This window comes from Nocardioides sp. YIM B13467 (assembly GCF_042788075.1).
Taxonomy (GTDB): domain Bacteria; phylum Actinomycetota; class Actinomycetes; order Propionibacteriales; family Nocardioidaceae; genus Nocardioides.
On record NZ_JBHZPJ010000046.1, the window covers coordinates 2428494 to 2445510 of the forward strand.

Consider the following 17017-nt stretch of genomic DNA (forward strand, 5'->3'; position numbering starts at 1 on the left):
TCAAGGACGACGAGCTCGCCCCTCCCGCATCGCCTCTTCCACCCCTTTGGAGAACCCAGTGACCACTGACACCGCTGACATCGACGCCCAGATCGCCGAGAACATGGCCAAGTCGCTCGGCGAGATCCCGCACCCCTCGCAGCAGCCGGGCACCAACATCTACGGCTCGACCAAGATCTTCCCCGACTACCAGGCCGAGGCCGGGGAGACGTACTTCACCCTCGTGCACGGCATCCCGCACGAGTCCTCCGTCAGCTTCGTCGCCGTCCTGCAGGCGACTCGAGCGCTGCGCAAGGGCTTCGAGTCCGCCATCTACTTCTACGGTCCGGGGACGCTGGCGTGCATGGCCTCCCGTGGCTTCCCGACGATGGGCGACGCCGGGTTCCCCGGAGAGCTCAACACCAACGGTGCCATCGAGACGTTCATCAAGGAGGGCGGCACCGTCTTCTGCTGCCGCTTCGGGATGGGACTCCACGGCCTGCGCGAAGAGGATCTGATCGAGGGTGTCGTGCCCTCGCACCCGCTCGACGTCCAGGACGCGCTGATCCACTACGCCCGCAAGGGCGCCATCATCAACTCGACCTACAACCTCTGAGGGCCGGGCCATGACCTCGCCGATCTCGTCCAGCACCCGCGTCGACGTCGCCATCCAGGGGATCCGCCTGCTCGACGCTCCCGTCGCCCGCCGTTCGGGTGCCGGGCCGAGCGATGACGGCCACGTCCTCCTGGACGGGGTCGGCGCGGCCATCCCGCTGAACCCCCGCAGCCCCTATTCCGTACGCGGCGGCAAGCTGCTCCTCGACGGCGCCGACACCGGTCTCGGGGTCGAGGCCGTCGCCCGGCCCCGCTTCTACGACCTGGTGACCGCCGACGGCGTCGGCTACGACAAGATCGCCCGGCTGCACTCGGCCAACGTGCTCGCCACCACCGTCGTGCAGACCTGTGCGCGCTACGCGGTGGATGACCGCTGCCGGTTCTGCGCGATCGAGGAGTCGCTGCGCCAGGGCTCCACGATCGCGGTCAAGCAGCCCGCCCAGCTCGCCGAGGTCGCCAAGGCCGCGGTCGAGCTCGACGGGGTCACCCAGATGGTCATGACCACCGGGACCTCCCGGGGCCGTGACCGTGGGGCGACCCATCTGGCCCGCTGCGTGCGCGCGGTGCGCGAGGCGGTGCCCGACCTCCCCATCCAGGTGCAGTGCGAGCCGCCTGGAGACCTCGCCTCGATCCAGGAGCTGTACGACGCCGGTGCCCGCTCGATCGGCATCCATGTCGAGTCGCTCGACGAGTCGGCCCGGCTTCGCTGGATGCCGGGCAAGGGCGCGGTGCCGATGAGTGAATACCGGGCGGCCTGGGCCGAGGCGGTCCGGGTGTTCGGCTGGAACCAGGTCTCGACCTACCTCCTGGTCGGTCTCGGCGAGGATCCCGACGAGCTGGTCGCCGGCTGCGAGGAGCTCATCGCCATGGGGGTCTATCCCTTCGTCGTGCCCTACCGCCCGCTGGCCGGCACCCTCGCCAAGGACGTCGACGGCATCGAGGCGCCGCCGCACGCCGACGTCTACCGGGTCACCTCCCGGGTCGCCGCGCTCCTGCGCCGGGCCGGAATGGCCGGCGCGGACCAGGCCGCCGGCTGCGCGTCGTGCGGCGCCTGCTCCGCGCTCGGAGCCTGTGGCGAGGAGTCGGCATGACCGAGCTCCTCGACGACATCATCCTCGCTGGTGCCGTACGCCGCTCGCCGAGCCTCGAGGGCTACACCGTGGTCCGGGCCGAGACCGCGGCCGACCTGGAGGCGTACCTCCGGCTGCGCCGGGAGGTCTTCGTCACCGAGCAGGGTCTCTTCGCGGGCTCCGACGTCGATGACGTCGATGACGACCCTCGGCGGATCGTGCTGCTCGCCCGCTCGGACGATGGCGAGGTCCTGGGCGGCGTACGTCTCCACCCGGCGCAGCCGGATGGCCGCGATGTGGGCTGGTGGCGGGGGAGCCGGCTGGCGGTCAAGCAGGACGCGCGCCAGCTTCTCGGTGTCGGTGCGGCGCTCGTGCGGGCGGCCTGCGCCGCCGCGGAGCAGGCCGGTGCGCTCCGTTTCGACGCCACCGTCCAGTCCCGGAACGAGGGGCTGTTCCGCAGGCTCGGCTGGATCCCGCGCGAGCGGGTCCACCTCCACGACATGACCCATGTCGTGATGGAGTGGCCGGTCCGACGCATCCGGCAGCTGTCCGAGGCGACCAAGGCGCCGCTGGGCGACCTGGTCGGTGCCCTGGTGGGGCAGTCGACCCCTGGATTCCGGGGTGACGACGGGGCTCCGGTCCCGGGAAGCGACCTGGTCGCGGCCTGCGACGCGATCCTTCCCTCGATGGTCGAGCGCGACCCGGAGTGGGCCGGGTGGTGCGCGGTCCTCGTCAACGTCAACGACCTCTCCGCGATGGGCGCGGCGCCGGTCGGGCTGCTCGATGCCATCGGAGCCCGCGACGCCTCCTTCGCCCGCCGGATCGTGCGTGGTCTGGCCGAGGCCGCGCGGGCGTGGGGTGTACCGGTCCTCGGTGGGCACACCCAGCTCGGCGTCCCGGCCGCGCTCTCGGTGACCGCTCTGGGACGCACCGAGCGGCCGGTCCCGGGCGGTGGGGGAGCACCGGGCGATCTCCTCCGGCTGAGCGCGGACCTGGGCGGAGGGTGGCGCCCCGGCTACCGCGGCCGTCAGTGGGACTCGTCCTCACACCGCACCTCGGCCGAGCTGCGGGCGCTGTCCGGTGTCGTGCCCTCGCTCGCGCCGACGGCGGCCAAGGACGTCAGCATGGCCGGAACGGTCGGCACCGCGGGGATGCTGGCCGAGGCCAGCGGCTGCCGCGCGATCATCGACGTCGGCGCCGTCCCCACCCCGCCCGCCGCCTCGACCGCGGACTGGCTCACCTGCTTCCCGGGCTTCGCGATGCTCACCGCGGAGGCGCCCGGCCGCACCGAGGTGCGGCCCGAGCTGCCCGGCTTCGTCTCCTCCGTCGTCTGCGGCGAGCTCGTCCCCGGCACAGGCGTCGGCCTGCGCTGGCCGGACGGCACCGTCACCGACGCCATCGACCACACCGTCACCGGACTAGGACCAGCGACATGACCACCAGCACCCAGCCCAACACCCAGCCCAACACCCGGCGCGGCACCGCCGTGGCCGCCGTCTGCGCCGGCTTCGGCCGGGACGTGGACCAGAACCTCGCCCAGATCGGCGGCCTCATCGAGGACGCCCGACAGGCCGGCGTCGGTCTGCTCGCCCTTCCCGAGGCCTGCCTCGGCGGCTACCTCTCCGTGCTCGGGGCGGGTCGCGACGGCAGCCACGACGAGACGCCCGAGGACCTCCCGCCCGTGATGGACATCGACGGCCCCGAGCTCCGGCGGGTCGCCGAGCTGGCTGGGGACATGACCGTGGTCGTGGGTCTGTGCGAGTCCGACGGTGCGGACCGCTACAACACCGCCGCCGTCGTCACCGGCGACGGAGTGCTGGGCGCCCACCGCAAGGTGCACCAGCCGCTCGGCGAGAACCTCTACTACGCGGCCGGGGACGGGTTCGGCTGCGTGGACACGCCGGCCGGCCGGATCGGCACCATGATCTGCTACGACAAGGCGTTCCCCGAGGGAGCGCGGGCGCTGGCCGTCGACGGCGCCGAGGTCATCGCCTGCATCTCCGCCTGGCCGGCCTCACGCACCGCCACCAGCGCCTCGATCGAGGACGACCGGTGGACGAAGCGGTTCAACCTCTTCGACGCCGCCCGGGCGCTCGAGAACCAGGTGGTCTGGCTGGCCTCCAACCAGCACGGGACCTTCGGCAAGCTCCGTTTCGTCGCCAACGCGAAGGTGGTCGGGCCGGGAGGCGACGTCTTGGCGACCACCGGCGTCGCGGCCGGAATGGCGGTGGCCGAGCTCGACGTGCCCAGCGCTCTGGCGACGGCGCGCCGGGCGATGTTCCATCTCCGTGACCGCCGGCCCGAGGCGTACCCCTCGGCGCTGGCGACCGCCGAGCCGCTCTCCTCGGTGGGTGAGGGTCATGCCTGAGATGACCTTCACCGTTCGCTGGCCCGACGGCAGGGTCGAGGACTGCTACTCACCCTCGCTGGTGGTGCACGACCATCTGGTGACCGGCCGGACGTACGCCGTCGAGGACTTCCTCGACCGCAGCCTCACCGCCCTGGCCACCGCCTCGGAGCGGGTGCGGGCGAAGTTCGGCTTCGCCTGCACCAGCGCGATGGCGACCTCCGAGCAGCTGCGGGCCTCCGCCGCGACGTACGCATCCGACCAGCGGGTCACCGTCCTCGCCATGCATCCGCCCCTCCCCGTCACCTCGAACCCGCAGGAGTTCCGATGACCACCCACCGCACCACCGTCGCGATCGTCGGCGGCGGGCAGGCCGGCCTGGCCGCGAGCTGGTTCCTCGTCCGTGACGGCGTGGACCATGTGGTCCTCGAGGCGGGCACCGCCGGCCACGAGTGGGCCGACACCCGCTGGGACAACTTCACCCTCGTGACGCCCAACTGGCACTGCCGCCTGCCCGGCTACGAGTACGCCGGGCCAGACCCGGACGGCTTCATGACCCGCGACGAGGTGGTGGACTGGCTCGCCGGCTACGCGCCGACCTTCGGTCCGCCGCTGCGCGAACACACCCGGGTGACGTCCCTGACTCAGCGCGCGGGAGGCGGGTTCCTGGTCGAGGCCGAGGGCCCCGACGGCGCCGAGTCCTGGGAGGTCGAGCACGTCGTGGTCGCCACCGGCGGCTACCACGTACCGGTCGTCCCGGCCTGGGCGCCCGCGCTCGACCCCGCCATCGACCAGCTGCACTCGGCCGACTACAAGAGCGCCTCGCGGCTTCGCCCGGGCGCGGTGCTGGTGGTCGGCTCGGGCCAGTCCGGGGCACAGATCGCCGAAGACCTGCACCTGGAAGGACGCCAGGTGCATCTCGCGATCGGCGACGCGCCACGGGTCGCCCGGTTCCACCGCGGCCGCGACTGCATGACCTGGCTGGCCGAGATGGGCCTCTACGACACCCCGGTCACGAGCTATCCCGGCGGCCTGGCCGCACGGGAGAAGACCAACCACTACGTCACCGGCCGCGACGGCGGACGCGACATCGACCTGCGTCAGTTCGCGGCCGAGGGCATGCGGCTCTACGGCCGGCTCGCCTCCGGGGCAGGCGCCGATCTCGTGCTCGAGCCGACGCTGCGAGATGCGCTCGGCTCGGCCGACGACGTCTACCGCTCGATCTGCCGCGACATCGACGCCCACGTCGCCTCGCGCGGCCTCGACGTCCCACCGGCGGAGCCCTATCGCCCGGTCTGGGAGCCGGAGTCGGATCCCACCGCTCTCGACCTCGCCGCGGCTGGAGTCTCGACGGTGATCTGGGCGATCGGCTACCGGCCCGACTACCGCTGGGTCCGGGTCGGCGTCTTCGACGGCACGGGACGACCGACCCACACCCGTGGGGTCACCGCGGTCCCCGGGCTCTCCTTCCTCGGCCTGCCCTGGCTGCACACCTGGGGCTCGGGGCGCTACCTCGGCATCGCCGCCGACGCGGAACACATCGCGGGCACCATCACGGGCAACGGCCTCCGGACCGTCGAGCCCGCCGCCGAGCTGGCCCGGCGCCGATCACCCGGCCCGCTGAACACCTCGGCGGCGGTCGCCTGAGGCATCGCCCACCCAGCATCGAGGACGGATAGGTTGAGGAGCATGTCGAAGGTACGCATCGGGGCGGTCGCGGCCCACTTCGGACGCGATCTGCCGCGCGCGGTCGCCAAGCTCGAGGGGATCGTCGAGGACGCCCGGCGCAACGACGTACGCCTTCTGGTGCTGCCCGACGCGACCCTCGGTGGCTACCTCTCCGACCTGCGTCACCCCGACCCGCACGCGTTGCCGCCGGCCCTGCACGAGGACTCCTTCGAGATCGGCCGGATGATCGCGATGGCCGGTGAGATGGTGATCTGCCTCGGCTACGCCGAGGAGGTCGTCGTCGAGGGTCAGGCGCGGCTCTACAACTCCGCCGTCTGTCTCAGCGGGGACGGCGTGCTCGGGCGGCACCGCAAGGTGCATCAGCCCGCCGGCGAGTCGCTGGTCTACGCGGCGGGGGAGGGGTTCGCGGCCTTCGACACCCCGGTCGGGCGGCTCGGGATGCTCATCGACTACGACAAGACCTTCCCGGAGGCGGCTCGCACCCTCGCGCTCGACGGCGCCTCGGTGATCGCCTGTCTTTCCGCGTGGCCGGCATCGGTGACCGACCGCGCCTCGCGGCTCCCGCAGGACCGCCAGTCACGGCTCTTCGACCTCTACGACCAGGCCCGGGCCGCCGAGAACCAGGTCGTGTGGGTCTCGTCCAACCAGACCGGGGTCATGGGCGGGCTGCGGTTCCTGGGACAGGCCAAGGTGGTCGGCCCCGGCGGCGAGATCCTGGCCCGCACGACCTCCAAGGGCGGCCTCGCCGTCGCGGAGATCGACGTCGAGGCGGAGATCGCCCGGTCCCGGCGGGTCCTCCACCACCTCAAGGAGCTGACCCCGACGGCCTACACGTTCCCGGGGACCTCGCGATGAGGATCGCGCTGCTGACGTACTCCACGCGGCCCCGCGGCGGGGTCGTGCACACGCTGGCGCTGGCCGAGGCGCTGGCTGCGCTCGGCGAGGACGTCCATGTCTGGACCCTGGGCCGCCACGGCGACACCGCGTTCTTCCGGCCGGTCGACCCCGCCGTCACGGTCCACGCGGTGCCGTTCGAGGCCGACGACGAGGAGTCGGTGGGGGAGCGGATCGTACGCTCCATCGACGTGCTGCGTACCGCCTTCGCGCAGCAGCGGGACGGCTACGACATCGTGCACGCCCAGGACTGCATCAGCGCCAACGCCGCCCTGCCCTGCGTCCGCACCATCCACCACCTCGACCACTTCACCACCCCGCAGCTCGCCGCCTGCCACGAGAAGGCCGTCGTCGAGCCGTACGCCCGGGTCTGCGTCTCGCAGTCGGTCGCGGACGAGGTCGCGGCCGGATGGGGGTTCACGCCCACGGTCATCCCCAACGGCGTCGACGCTGCCCGGTTCGCGGCCGGAGCCGCCGACGTTGCCGGGCGGGCGGCCTGGCGGGCGCGGCTCGGCCGCTACGTCCTCGCTCTCGGTGGGATCGAGCCACGCAAGGGATCGCTCGACCTGCTCGAGGCGTACGCCGCGCTGTGCGCCTCCGATCCCGACCGGGCCGACCTGACGTTGGTCTTCGGCGGTGGGGAGACCCTCTTCGACTACCGCGACTACCGGGCGGAGTTCGACGCCCGGGCTCGCGAGCTGGACGTGCCCGTCGTCGTCACCGGAGTGCTGGAGGAGGACGAGCTCCCGTCCCTGGTCGCCGAGGCCGGCGCCCTCGCGATGGTGTCGACCAAGGAAGGGTTCGGGCTCGCTGCCCTGGAAGCCCTGGCTGCGGGCGTACCCGTCGTCGCCCGCGACCTGCCCGTCCTGCGCGAGGTCTTCGGCGAGACCGTCGCCTACGCCACGACGGCGGCAGAGATCTCCCTCGCGCTGGGCAAGATCCTGGACACTCCACCTGATCCGACCGCGGGGCGTGCCCTCGCGGCCCGGTACACCTGGGTGCGCGCTGCCCGCGCTCACCAGACCTTCTATAGGCGCGTCCGCGGTTGAGCGGTCCTGGCAATCACCCGTTGCGGGTGAAGGGAACTCCTGCCGGAGCGCCAACCATGGGGCCATGCTGCTGAGCTGACCTCGGGTGCTGGCCAGCATTCTCTGCCTCATCCCGAATGAAGGAGAACTTCTCACATGAGCTTCTGGGACATCATCTGGTTCATCATCGTGTCCTTCGCCTTCGTGGCGTACCTGATGATCCTGTTCAATATCGTCACCGACCTCTTCCGGGACAAGTCGGTCTCCGGTGGTATGAAGGCCGTCTGGATGATCGGTCTCGTCTTCTTGCCGTTCCTCATCGCCGTGATCTACCTGATCGTCCGGGGTAAGGGGATGGCGGAGCGGCAGAACGAGGCAGTCGAACACGTCCGGGCGGCACAGGACGACTACATTCGCTCGGTCGCCGGCGCGTCTCCCGCCGAGGAGATCGCCAAGGCCCAGCGGCTGCTCGATGCCGGGACCATCACCCAGGACGAGTTCGCCGCCCTCAAGGCGAAGGCCATGGCCCCCTGACCGGCCCCCGCGTCAGCGAGATCGTCATCGCGCTGTTCCTGGACCCAGTCGTCCGGCCGGGGTGATGCCCCGGCCTTCTCGGGGTGGAAACGTGATCGACCATGTCCACAAGCACTCAGCCACCGGGACTGCTCTCCGCCGAGCAGCTCGGTGAGCTGCTCGAGCTGACCAAGCAGGCCGACAGCGTCGAGCTCAAGATGACGGTACCGAACGCTGAACGGCCTCTGGCGGTGACCGCCCTGGAGCTGGATCCGCTGGATGCCCAGATCCGGCAGGTGTTCTTCTTCGACACTGCTGACCTGGCACTCAACCAACGCGGGGTCGTCGTCCGCGCCCGTCGGATCCAAGGACGGAACGACGACTCCGTCATCAAGGTGCGGCCGGTTGTCCCGGCAGAGCTCTCGACGGCGCGAAAGTCCAAGAGCCTCACCGTGGAGGTCGATGCGATGCCAGGCGGCTTCGTCTGCTCGGCCTCGATGAAGGCGACCCTTGGCCGGACCGACGTCAAGGAGGTCGCCGCGGGCACGCGCGCGATCCACAAGCTCTACACGAAGCAGCAGCAGAGCTTCTTCCGGGCCAACGCCCCGGACTTCGAGCTCGATGATCTGGTGCGCCTTGGCCCGATCACCGTCCTGAAGCAGAAGCTGAGACCAGAGGAGTACGCCGGCCGGCTGGTCGCCGAGCTGTGGTTCTACCCGGATGGCACGCGAATCCTCGAGCTCTCCTCCAGATGCGCACCCGTGAACGCCTTCCAGGTCGCCGCGGAGCTCAAGGCATTCCTGGTCGGGCGCGGACTGGAGATCTCGGGTGACCAGCAGACCAAGACCGCAACAGCGCTCAAGTACTTCGCAAGCGAGCTGACCGCGTGAGCCGCATGGCGAGGCCGTGGTCTTCATCCACCACGGACGACGCCGAGTCGCTGGTTCCGCACCAGGCTTGCTTCAGCTGTGGTCGACGATGATGCGATCAGCAGCCGAGGACGCACCGAGCGCGAGAAGTCGAGTTGAGATCATGGATCAGAACCCGCGGGAGCCGGGAACCGCCGGTGCCGCCGATGCTCAGGCCTTCGAGATACGGGTCGCCGGACTGGTCCCGCAGCAGGTCCTGCTGCAGCTCGCCGACGTCGAAACCTCCTCACGCGAGATGAGAACCGTGTTGATCTGCCGGTGTCGAGACCAAGCCGAGCTCCACGGGCTCCTCGCGAGACTTCGGACCTTCGGCCTCGACGTCGTGGAGGTCCGACGGCTCATCACCGGGACGGCGGACGAGGAGGCGACCGGGGGTGACGCATGAGTGAGGCTGGGCCCGACGCAGAGGTCGTGTTCGAGCTGACCGTCGAAGGCGAGCTGGGTCCGGTGCTCCGCTGTGCGCTGCAACCGGATGCCGTTGAGCGGCAGCCGTGCACCACCTTTCGAGCCACGGCCGGCGCGGGTCTCGGCGTCGCCGACCTCGTGGGCATGCTGGATGCGGAGGGGCTGACGGTGGAGAGCATCCGTGTGGCCGGCCTTCGATGAACAGCGAGGATCCGCGGTTCGGTCGCGGGCCCCGCGCGGTCGCCGGCGCCGTCTACGGCCTCGTCTCGGTGATCGCCGTCATCGCCGGAGCCTCACACTTCGACGACTCTGCCGGCCGAGTCCTCGCCTTCGCCGTGGTCTCCAGCGTGGTGATCTGGACGGTGCACGTCTACGCGACGATATTGGCTGACTCGGGGTCGGAGGTCGCGCCGTGGCGCAGCGTCCTCATCGCGGGCGTGCGTCACGAGATCGGAATCGTGGAGGGCGTTTTCGTCCCGCTGCTCATCCTGCTCCTCGGGGCGATCGGGTGGGTCGAAGACGGACGTGCCATCGCCTGGTCGATGTGGTCCGGCGTCGTGCTCCTGGTCCTCATTCCGCTGTTTTGGCTTCGTCGGACGGGCCGCTCGTGGGTTGGGTCCTTGGTCGCGTCCGGGGCGTGTGGGCTTCTCGGCCTGGGTCTGACCTGGATGAAGGTCCTTCTCCACTGACCCACACGAGCTGACGCATACGAGCTATGTACGGCATCAGGACGTCGTACTAACGTGATGAGTTCCTCGGGACTGACGTTCCCCCTGCTCTATCAGTTGGGCGCTGCTCTTGCGCACTGGTTCGATCTAGGAGGCACGTCGACGCGATGGGACCTCACCCCGGCGATGGCTGGCTCGGCATCCCTTCGGTTCCCTCGGGATATGTGCCGCGACCCCGCCTCTTTCAGATGCTCGATCGCAGTGACGCCTGCCCGCTCGTGCTGGTCAGCGCGCCTGCTGGAACCGGGAAGACGGCTCTGGTGGCGGATTGGGTCGCGGCAGGCCGGGAGCAGGATCGCACGGCGTGGATCACCTTCGAGGGGACGGATGTCGCGTTCTGGCCCGGTCTCTTCGGGTGCCTCGAGAGCCTGGGCGTAGCGGTTTCACCCGATACGGTCCGCAGGGACGACGGCCCGATCGACCGCCAGGTTCGCCGGGCGGTTGCGGAGGCGGTCTGCGACCACCCGGCACGACTGACGGTCGTGGTGGACGGGTACGACCTGCTCTCTGCGGACGTGGCGGAAGATCTGGACTTCCTGTTGCGCCACACCGGCCACCGTCTCCGGCTGGTGATGGCGACGCGGGCCGATCCGGTGCTTCCGTTGTACCGGTACCGGCTCGATGACACGGTCGTCGAGGTGCGGATGTCGGACCTGGCCTTCACCGATGAGGAAGCCGGTGAGCTGACCCTGCGGGCGGGACTGACCCTGACGCCGGATTCCGTGCACGCGCTCAACCTTCGGACGAAGGGGTGGGCGGCCGGGCTGCGGTTCGGCGCACAGCTACTGAGGCTGCGACAGGACCCGGATCACGCCGTCGCGGAGATCGTCGGCGACACCGGGAACATCGCGGAGTACCTCGTGGGCGAAGTGCTGGCGGCCCAGAGTCCAGACGTACGAGCCCTGCTCCTGGCGACGAGCGTTCCCGACGCGATCCAACCGGGACTGGCCGAGGCGCTCGCCGGTCCCACGGCCGAACGTACGCTGAACTTTCTGACCCGGGACAACGTGCTCATCGAGCCCGTATCCGGTCGTCCCGGGTGCTACCGCTACAACCCGCTCTTCCGGGATCTCCTTCGCGCTGTGCTCGCCTACGAATCGCCTGATGAGATGAGACGCCTGCAGCGAACGGCGGCTGAGTGGTACGCCCGCGACGGCCAGGTCACTGCGTCCGTAGGTCACTTCGTGGCGATCGAGGCCTGGGAAGAGGCGGCCGCAGAGGTGGTCGACGACCTGGCAGTCGGCCAGCTGTTACTCGAAGACAGCACGAGCGCCTTGACCCGATCGTTGCGGTCGATCCCGTCCGAGCTGGAGGACCCCGCATCCACTGTCGTGAGAGCGACCCTCGCGTTGGGAGCCGGCGACACGACCGGTTTCACGAACGAACTGGCCCAGGTGCGGACCGAGCCGGATGAGTCATCAGGTTCTCGTCTCTGGGCCACGAACGTCGCGGTCCGGGTGCTGGAAGCCGTGGGAGCGCAGACGTCGGAGGACCCGGGTGAAGCGATGTGCCTCGCGACGGCGGCCGAACAGGCATTGGAAGGGCCAGACCTCGGGCCGACGGGGAACCCCCGCCCCGAGCTGTTTGCTCTCGTCCTTCTCAGCAAGGGCATCGCGGCCCTGCGCCAGGGGAGGCTGGCGACGGCTGATGCGATGTTCAAGTCTGGTGTCGCAGCGGCCGTGGGAGCCGGGTCCGAGGCCGTACTGGTGGAGTGCCTGGGCTACCAGGCCGTCATCGCCTGTTGCCGGGGCAAGCTCACCAGGGCCACGAAGCTCGGGGATCGAGCGATCGGTGCGGCCGAGCGCGTCGGTGTCAACGCAGCAGACCGGTCGGCCGCCGCGCGGATTGCGCTTGGCTGGGTGGAGATGGAGCGGTACGACCTGCGCGCGGCAGCCGATCACGTTCAGTCGGTCGAGCGACTGGACCTGCCGCTGCGTGATCCGATTCCACATGCCTTCCTGGCCCTGATCAGGGCGCGCCTCCAGGTGGCGCACGGTGACCGGCTGGGCGCAGCCAGCAGGCTCGAGCAGGCAGCCGCCGGATTCGTGGACGAGCGTGGCTGGCTTGGTGAGCAGCTGCGCATCGAGCTCGCCCACGTCCGAGTCGCCGCTGGTGAGCCGGCGGCGGCGGCTGAGGTCGAGAGTCTCGACGGCGAGCCGGAGGCGGCCCTTGTGGTCGGGCTTGCGCAGCTGCAGCTGGGGGATCAGGACGCGGCCGACACCGCGATGTCGAGGGTCCTGTCCAAGCGGGCTGCCGCGACGATCCAGGTCTCCGGATGGCTGGTGGAGTGCGCGCGCCGGCTCCGCGACGGAGCGTCGGTGCGGGCACGCGCGGCGCTCGACCGGGCACTCACGCTGGCCTCGCAGGAACGAGTGCGACGCCCGTTCCACGAGGCGCCCGCTGTGGTGCGACAGCTGCTCCTGCGGGACAAGCAGCTGAGCGCTGAGCACGAATGGCTCTTCGAGATCTCGACGGCGCCCTCACGGAGGTTGTCCGTCCAGAAGGGTGCGCTGACTTCCGCCCCGGAGCGCCCTCCCGCCCCCGTTTTCGAAGAGCTTACGGAGAAGGAGCTGGAGGTCTTGGGTCACCTGGCGAACCTCCTCAACACCGAGGAGATCGCAGGCGTCATGTACATCTCCGTCAACACGATTCGCACCCACGTGCGCAACATCCTTCGGAAGCTGGGTGTCAGCCGCCGTAACGCCGCTGTCAGGCGTGCGCGCGAACTGGGGCTCCTACCGCAGTGAACTGTGGCCCCGAACCGCGTCGGTTCATCCGCCGGGGGTGAAGTCATCGGCGCGGACATGGTCCTACGGTCAGACGGCTGGAGTCCCACCGGCCGGAGACCTGGAGGAAGCTGTGACCACATCAGACGTGAACGCCCCGAAGCCTGGGCTGAGCGTCGGGCCGACGAGCGAGTTCAGCCTGTTCTTCCGGGTCAAGCCCGGTGAGGCGGCGTCCCTGCGCAATGCATTGCGGGCGCTCCAGGACACTCCCGGCTACCGGCCGGGCGACTACGGGATGGCGATCCAGACCATCCACGAGGCGCGATTCGTGCTGTTCGACGACGACACCCGGCTGGCGTTCATCACCAGCTTCGACGGTCCGTGGGACGCCTACATGGAGGACTTCTTCACCTCGGGTCCGACGCTGGCCCTCTTCGACGTGATCTTCAGACACGTCGAGGGGTACGACGGACTGCCGGACGTCGCGGCCGTGCGCTCGTTCGTCCTGGGAGCCGAGCAGAGCGCAGCTGCGTACGCCCGCAACTACGGTGGCACGGTCAAGGAGATCCGCAAGGCGCAACGTGTCAACAGCGCCTTCCAGCAGGTCCTCGACCACCCGCAAGCCGGCGAGGTCCTCGAGCACCCGGCGATGCAGCCCTTGCTCGACGAGGCTGGCGACTAGCCGCGCGAGCGGGGCGAGGAGCAGCAGTGTCCGATCACATCTCTGGGCCGCGCGCCCTGGCCGATCCGATCGCGGACATCACCGACTTCTACGCGTTCCCGAGCCCCGACTCCCCGGGTCGCCTCGTTCTGGTGATGAACACCCTGCCCATGGCGAAACCCACCGATCTGTTCTCGGCGGGGTTGCTCTACCGCTTCCGGCTCCGGCCGCTCAGCGCTCCTGCCGCCGGCTCTGCCAGCGGGGTGTTCGTCCCGGGTGGCGACGAAGTGGTCATCGACTGCGTCTTCGACTCGCCGGAGCATGTGACGGACCCGGCCACCGGTCGGCCGGACCACGAGCAGCACGGCAGCTGCGTGGCTCCGGGCGGCGAGATGGTCGCCTTCCGCGTCAACGACGAGTCCGGAGGTGCCAACGGGGGAGTACGTGTCTTCGCCGGAGCGCGGTGGGACCCGTTCATCATGGATGCCCGCGCCGCGCTGGCCACGATCGCGACGCGGAAGCTCGCGTTCACGGAGAACGGGTCGATCTTCCTGGACGGCAAGAACGTGCTGAGCGTCGTGGTCGAGATCGACTCGGGTCTCCTGCCAGGCGGGATGCTCGTGGGTGTTGTCGCCGAGACCCTGACCCGGGGCGAGTTCAACGTCCGCATCGAACGGGTCGGCCGGCCCGAGGTGAAGAACATGATGCTGGCCCCGAAGGACTTCGACCAGGTCAACCGGGACCTGGAGATCCGCGACCTCTACAACATGGAGGACGCCTTCCACCTCGGCGAGTCGTACTACGGGGCATTCCGGGCACGCCTGGATGCCAACCTCGCGTTCTGGGACTGCCTCGACGGCAAGCAGGACTGGCCTCTCGGAGAGGACGGGAGCCACCCGCTCACCGACCTCGTCCTCGCCGACTATCTGGTCGTCGACCCCACCTTCCCGTACGCCGAGCAGGGGTCCTTCCTCGAGATCGAGCTCGCCGCCCGACGTGGCGAGCCGCATCAGACCTGCGGAGGCCGGGCCCTGAACGACGACGTGATGGACGCGCTCTTCACCCAGCTCGTCAACGCAGGTCACGGCCCCACGATCCGTGACGGCGTCGACTCCGCCAGCCGCCCGGCCACCAGCACGTTCCCGTATCTGGTCGCGGCGAACCCGGACCCACCTGAACCTCCGGAGCATCACTGACATGGACGACGTGACCCTCGAGCTCGACGACATCCAGTCGGGTGCGCTGTTCGAGCGCCCGTCGCCGTACGTGGGTGTCTACCTGCTGCTCAGCATCCACGATCGCAGGGACGGCCGTGAGCTGGTCCGGCGGCTGCACCGGCTCCTCACCGCCGCCGGTGAGGCCAGCGAGACGGGCGATACGTCGCTGACGGTCGCTTTCACCTACCAGGGGCTGAAGGCGCTCGGCGTGCCGCAGGCGTCCCTCGACAGCTTCGTCCCCGAGTTTCGGGAGGGCATGGCGGCACGGGCCGAGATCCTGGGTGACGTCGGTGAGAGTGGTCCCGACCACTGGGAGAAACCCTTGGGCAGCACCGACGTCCACGTCGCCATCTCTGTGCTCGCCCCGGACGAGGGCCGGCTCCGGGCTGTCGCCGACCAAGCCCGCCGAGCCCATGCCGAGCTGCCCGGGATCGAGCTCATCTGGCGCCAGGACTGCTACCAGCTCGCGACGGGACGGACGTCGTTCGGCTTCAAGGACGGCATCGGCCAACCGGCTGTCGAAGGAAGCGGCCGACCTGCCACCGACTCGCGCGAGCCCCCGCTCAAAGCCGGAGAGATCATCCTCGGCTATCCCGACGAGACGGGCGAGCTCGCTCCGATGCCGTCCCCTGAGGTGTTGGGACGAAACGGCACCTACGTCGTGTTCCGCAAGCTGCACACCAAGGTGGCGGCGTACCGGTCCTATCTGCGTGCGAAGGCGCAGTCGCGCGCCGAGGAGGACCTGCTCGGGGCGAAGATGGTCGGCCGCTGGCCGAGCGGCGCCCCGCTTGCGCTCGCGCCTGAACGCGACGACCCGGAGCTCGGGAGCGACCCGGTCCGCAACAACGACTTCGCCTACGGCGACGACCCGCGCGGCTTCAAGTGCCCGGCCGGTGCGCATGCGCGCCGTGCGAACCCTCGCGACGCCTTGGACCAGGAGGGCAGCGTCGACGTGCGGCTGCACCGGATGATCCGACGCGGCACCAGCTACGGCCCGGCACTGCCCGACGACGTGCTCGAGGACGACGGGGCCGAGCGCGGCATCATGTTCGTATTCGCCGGTGCGCACCTGAAGCGACAGTTCGAGTTCGTGAAGACGCAGTGGCTCAACGACGGGATCTTCATCGGCGCCCCGCACGAGGCGGACCCTCTCGTCGGCCCTCACAGCGAGGCCGCCACGTTCACGATCCCGCAGCGACCGATCCGGCGCCGGCTCCAGGAGCTTCCGCCGTTCGTGGTCACGCGCGGCGGCGAGTACTGCTTCGCCCCGAGCCTGAGCGCGCTGCGCTGGCTCGCAGACCTGGAACCCGACGACCCCGCCACCCAGAGAGGAAGCAGATGAGCACCTCGAGCACCGACCGCTGGGCCGCACTCGACTTCGCCCCACCGGCCGCCGACGTCGAGGAGACCGAGCCGCCGGTCCTCCTCGACTACCTGTCCGACGGCAGCGTCGCCCGAGTCACGCTCAACCGCCCCCATGCCGACAATGCGATCACGACCGAGATGGGCGCTCTGCTGACCGAGGTCATCGAGGGCATCGCGGTGCGAACCGGCGTACGGGTCGTCATCCTGACGGGTGCCGGGGAGCGGGCGTTCTCGGTCGGTAGCGACCTGCGACAGCGCAAGGCGATGACCAAGGAGGACTGGCTGCGCCAGCGTCAGGCCTTCGACCGCACCCTGTACACGGTGCGCCAGCTGCGCAAGCCGATCTTCGCCGCCGTCAACGGCATCGCGTACGGCGGCGGTTGCGAGCTGGCTCAGAGCACCGATTTCATCGTGGCCTCGACCACCGCGACGTTCGGTCAGCCCGAGGCGATGCTCGGCCTGGCTGCTGGGGGCGGCTCGCCTGCGCTGCTGCCCCGCCTGCTGCCTCGTGGCAAGGCGCTGCAGATGCTGATGACCGGCGACCCGGTCCCTTCGGCGGAGGCATACCGGCTGGGCATGGTCAACGAGCTGCACGAACCCGATGACCTCGCCTCAGCGGCGCTGAGGATCGCGGACAAGATCGCCAGCAACTCGCCGACGGCGGTCCAGGCGGTGAAGCGGGCCGTGCACCTGGGGGAGGGGCAGCCGATCGAGGAGGCCATCGCGATCATGATGGACGCCCACTGGCGCTCCGCGGTCCACCCCGACCGCGTCGAGGGCATCGGCGCCTTCAACGACGGCCGCGAACCCACCTTCGCCGACTCCGACTTCTGACCACACCCGCCCCGAGG

At 70.0% G+C, this 17017-nt stretch carries 18 protein-coding genes; all 18 read left to right on the top strand.

The features are described from left to right. Positions 1-58: 58 nt before the first annotated feature. Positions 59-595, top strand: coding sequence for an MSMEG_0572/Sll0783 family nitrogen starvation response protein (locus ACFX43_RS18710; protein ID WP_378831944.1), 537 nt, complete (start codon positions 59-61; stop codon positions 593-595). 10 nt (positions 596-605) lie between these two features. Then, a complete protein-coding gene (locus ACFX43_RS18715; protein ID WP_378831946.1) occupies positions 606-1685 on the top strand; it encodes an MSMEG_0568 family radical SAM protein in 1080 nt (359 codons plus the stop codon). Continuing rightward, positions 1682-3100, top strand: coding sequence for an MSMEG_0567/sll0787 family protein (locus tag ACFX43_RS18720; protein ID WP_378831952.1), 1419 nt, complete (start codon positions 1682-1684; stop codon positions 3098-3100). The genes ACFX43_RS18715 and ACFX43_RS18720 overlap by 4 nt, the downstream gene beginning before the upstream one ends. Further along, complete coding sequence (locus ACFX43_RS18725; RefSeq protein ID WP_378831958.1) at positions 3097-4032, top strand: carbon-nitrogen hydrolase family protein; 936 nt, start codon at positions 3097-3099, stop codon at positions 4030-4032. The genes ACFX43_RS18720 and ACFX43_RS18725 overlap by 4 nt, the downstream gene beginning before the upstream one ends. Next, positions 4025-4342 (top strand): MSMEG_0570 family nitrogen starvation response protein, encoded by a 318-nt coding sequence (locus tag ACFX43_RS18730; protein ID WP_378831963.1) that lies wholly within the window; start codon positions 4025-4027, stop codon positions 4340-4342. The genes ACFX43_RS18725 and ACFX43_RS18730 overlap by 8 nt, the downstream gene beginning before the upstream one ends. Then, on the top strand, positions 4339-5658 hold the full coding sequence (locus ACFX43_RS18735; protein ID WP_378831969.1) for an MSMEG_0569 family flavin-dependent oxidoreductase: 1320 nt from the start codon (positions 4339-4341) through the stop codon (positions 5656-5658). Before ACFX43_RS18730 ends, ACFX43_RS18735 begins: the two co-directional genes overlap by 4 nt. Before the next feature lie 42 nt (positions 5659-5700). Continuing rightward, positions 5701-6555, top strand: coding sequence for a carbon-nitrogen hydrolase family protein (locus ACFX43_RS18740; protein ID WP_378831974.1), 855 nt, complete (start codon positions 5701-5703; stop codon positions 6553-6555). Beyond that, a complete protein-coding gene (locus ACFX43_RS18745) occupies positions 6552-7643 on the top strand; it encodes an MSMEG_0565 family glycosyltransferase (protein ID WP_378831981.1) in 1092 nt (363 codons plus the stop codon). Before ACFX43_RS18740 ends, ACFX43_RS18745 begins: the two co-directional genes overlap by 4 nt. A gap of 135 nt (positions 7644-7778) precedes the next feature. Continuing rightward, complete coding sequence (locus ACFX43_RS18750) at positions 7779-8156, top strand: SHOCT domain-containing protein (RefSeq protein WP_378831989.1); 378 nt, start codon at positions 7779-7781, stop codon at positions 8154-8156. Positions 8157-8257: 101 nt separating this feature from the next. Beyond that, positions 8258-9025: a hypothetical protein gene (locus ACFX43_RS18755; protein WP_378831994.1), complete on the top strand. Its 768-nt coding sequence runs from the start codon at positions 8258-8260 to the stop codon at positions 9023-9025. Between the two features lie 142 nt (positions 9026-9167). Then, on the top strand, positions 9168-9449 hold the full coding sequence (locus ACFX43_RS18760) for a hypothetical protein (RefSeq protein WP_378831997.1): 282 nt from the start codon (positions 9168-9170) through the stop codon (positions 9447-9449). After that, positions 9446-9670: a hypothetical protein gene (locus tag ACFX43_RS18765; protein WP_378832001.1), complete on the top strand. Its 225-nt coding sequence runs from the start codon at positions 9446-9448 to the stop codon at positions 9668-9670. The genes ACFX43_RS18760 and ACFX43_RS18765 overlap by 4 nt, the downstream gene beginning before the upstream one ends. Continuing rightward, on the top strand, positions 9667-10158 hold the full coding sequence (locus ACFX43_RS18770; RefSeq protein WP_378832005.1) for a hypothetical protein: 492 nt from the start codon (positions 9667-9669) through the stop codon (positions 10156-10158). Before ACFX43_RS18765 ends, ACFX43_RS18770 begins: the two co-directional genes overlap by 4 nt. Before the next feature lie 146 nt (positions 10159-10304). Continuing rightward, positions 10305-12944, top strand: coding sequence for a LuxR C-terminal-related transcriptional regulator (locus tag ACFX43_RS18775; protein WP_378832032.1), 2640 nt, complete (start codon positions 10305-10307; stop codon positions 12942-12944). A 112-nt stretch (positions 12945-13056) separates the two neighbouring features. Beyond that, complete coding sequence (locus ACFX43_RS18780) at positions 13057-13605, top strand: hypothetical protein (RefSeq protein WP_378832041.1); 549 nt, start codon at positions 13057-13059, stop codon at positions 13603-13605. Between the two features lie 26 nt (positions 13606-13631). Then, the gene (locus tag ACFX43_RS18785; RefSeq protein WP_378832048.1) at positions 13632-14780 is read left to right on the top strand and encodes a DUF4331 family protein; all 1149 of its coding nucleotides are present in this window, start codon (positions 13632-13634) and stop codon (positions 14778-14780) included. A gap of 1 nt (position 14781) precedes the next feature. Next, positions 14782-16143, top strand: a complete 1362-nt coding sequence (locus ACFX43_RS18790) for a Dyp-type peroxidase (protein ID WP_378832062.1) — start codon at positions 14782-14784, stop codon at positions 16141-16143. Then, positions 16140-17000 (top strand): enoyl-CoA hydratase/isomerase family protein, encoded by an 861-nt coding sequence (locus tag ACFX43_RS18795; protein WP_378832066.1) that lies wholly within the window; start codon positions 16140-16142, stop codon positions 16998-17000. Before ACFX43_RS18790 ends, ACFX43_RS18795 begins: the two co-directional genes overlap by 4 nt. The last annotated feature ends 17 nt before the right edge of the window (positions 17001-17017 follow it).

Bases quoted from the DNA above. Each gene is read 5' to 3' on its own strand.
- ACFX43_RS18715 (WP_378831946.1), top strand. From the start codon at position 606: ATGACCTCGCCGATCTCGTCCAGCACCCGCGTCGACGTCGCCATCCAG.
- ACFX43_RS18720 (WP_378831952.1), top strand. From the start codon at position 1,682: ATGACCGAGCTCCTCGACGACATCATCCTCGCTGGTGCCGTACGCCGC.
- ACFX43_RS18725 (WP_378831958.1), top strand. From the start codon at position 3,097: ATGACCACCAGCACCCAGCCCAACACCCAGCCCAACACCCGGCGCGGC.
- ACFX43_RS18730 (WP_378831963.1), top strand. From the start codon at position 4,025: ATGCCTGAGATGACCTTCACCGTTCGCTGGCCCGACGGCAGGGTCGAG.
- ACFX43_RS18735 (WP_378831969.1), top strand. From the start codon at position 4,339: ATGACCACCCACCGCACCACCGTCGCGATCGTCGGCGGCGGGCAGGCC.
- ACFX43_RS18740 (WP_378831974.1), top strand. From the start codon at position 5,701: ATGTCGAAGGTACGCATCGGGGCGGTCGCGGCCCACTTCGGACGCGAT.
- ACFX43_RS18745 (WP_378831981.1), top strand. From the start codon at position 6,552: ATGAGGATCGCGCTGCTGACGTACTCCACGCGGCCCCGCGGCGGGGTC.
- ACFX43_RS18750 (WP_378831989.1), top strand. From the start codon at position 7,779: ATGAGCTTCTGGGACATCATCTGGTTCATCATCGTGTCCTTCGCCTTC.
- ACFX43_RS18755 (WP_378831994.1), top strand. From the start codon at position 8,258: ATGTCCACAAGCACTCAGCCACCGGGACTGCTCTCCGCCGAGCAGCTC.
- ACFX43_RS18760 (WP_378831997.1), top strand. From the start codon at position 9,168: ATGGATCAGAACCCGCGGGAGCCGGGAACCGCCGGTGCCGCCGATGCT.
- ACFX43_RS18765 (WP_378832001.1), top strand. From the start codon at position 9,446: ATGAGTGAGGCTGGGCCCGACGCAGAGGTCGTGTTCGAGCTGACCGTC.
- ACFX43_RS18770 (WP_378832005.1), top strand. From the start codon at position 9,667: ATGAACAGCGAGGATCCGCGGTTCGGTCGCGGGCCCCGCGCGGTCGCC.
- ACFX43_RS18775 (WP_378832032.1), top strand. From the start codon at position 10,305: ATGGGACCTCACCCCGGCGATGGCTGGCTCGGCATCCCTTCGGTTCCC.
- ACFX43_RS18790 (WP_378832062.1), top strand. From the start codon at position 14,782: ATGGACGACGTGACCCTCGAGCTCGACGACATCCAGTCGGGTGCGCTG.
- ACFX43_RS18795 (WP_378832066.1), top strand. From the start codon at position 16,140: ATGAGCACCTCGAGCACCGACCGCTGGGCCGCACTCGACTTCGCCCCA.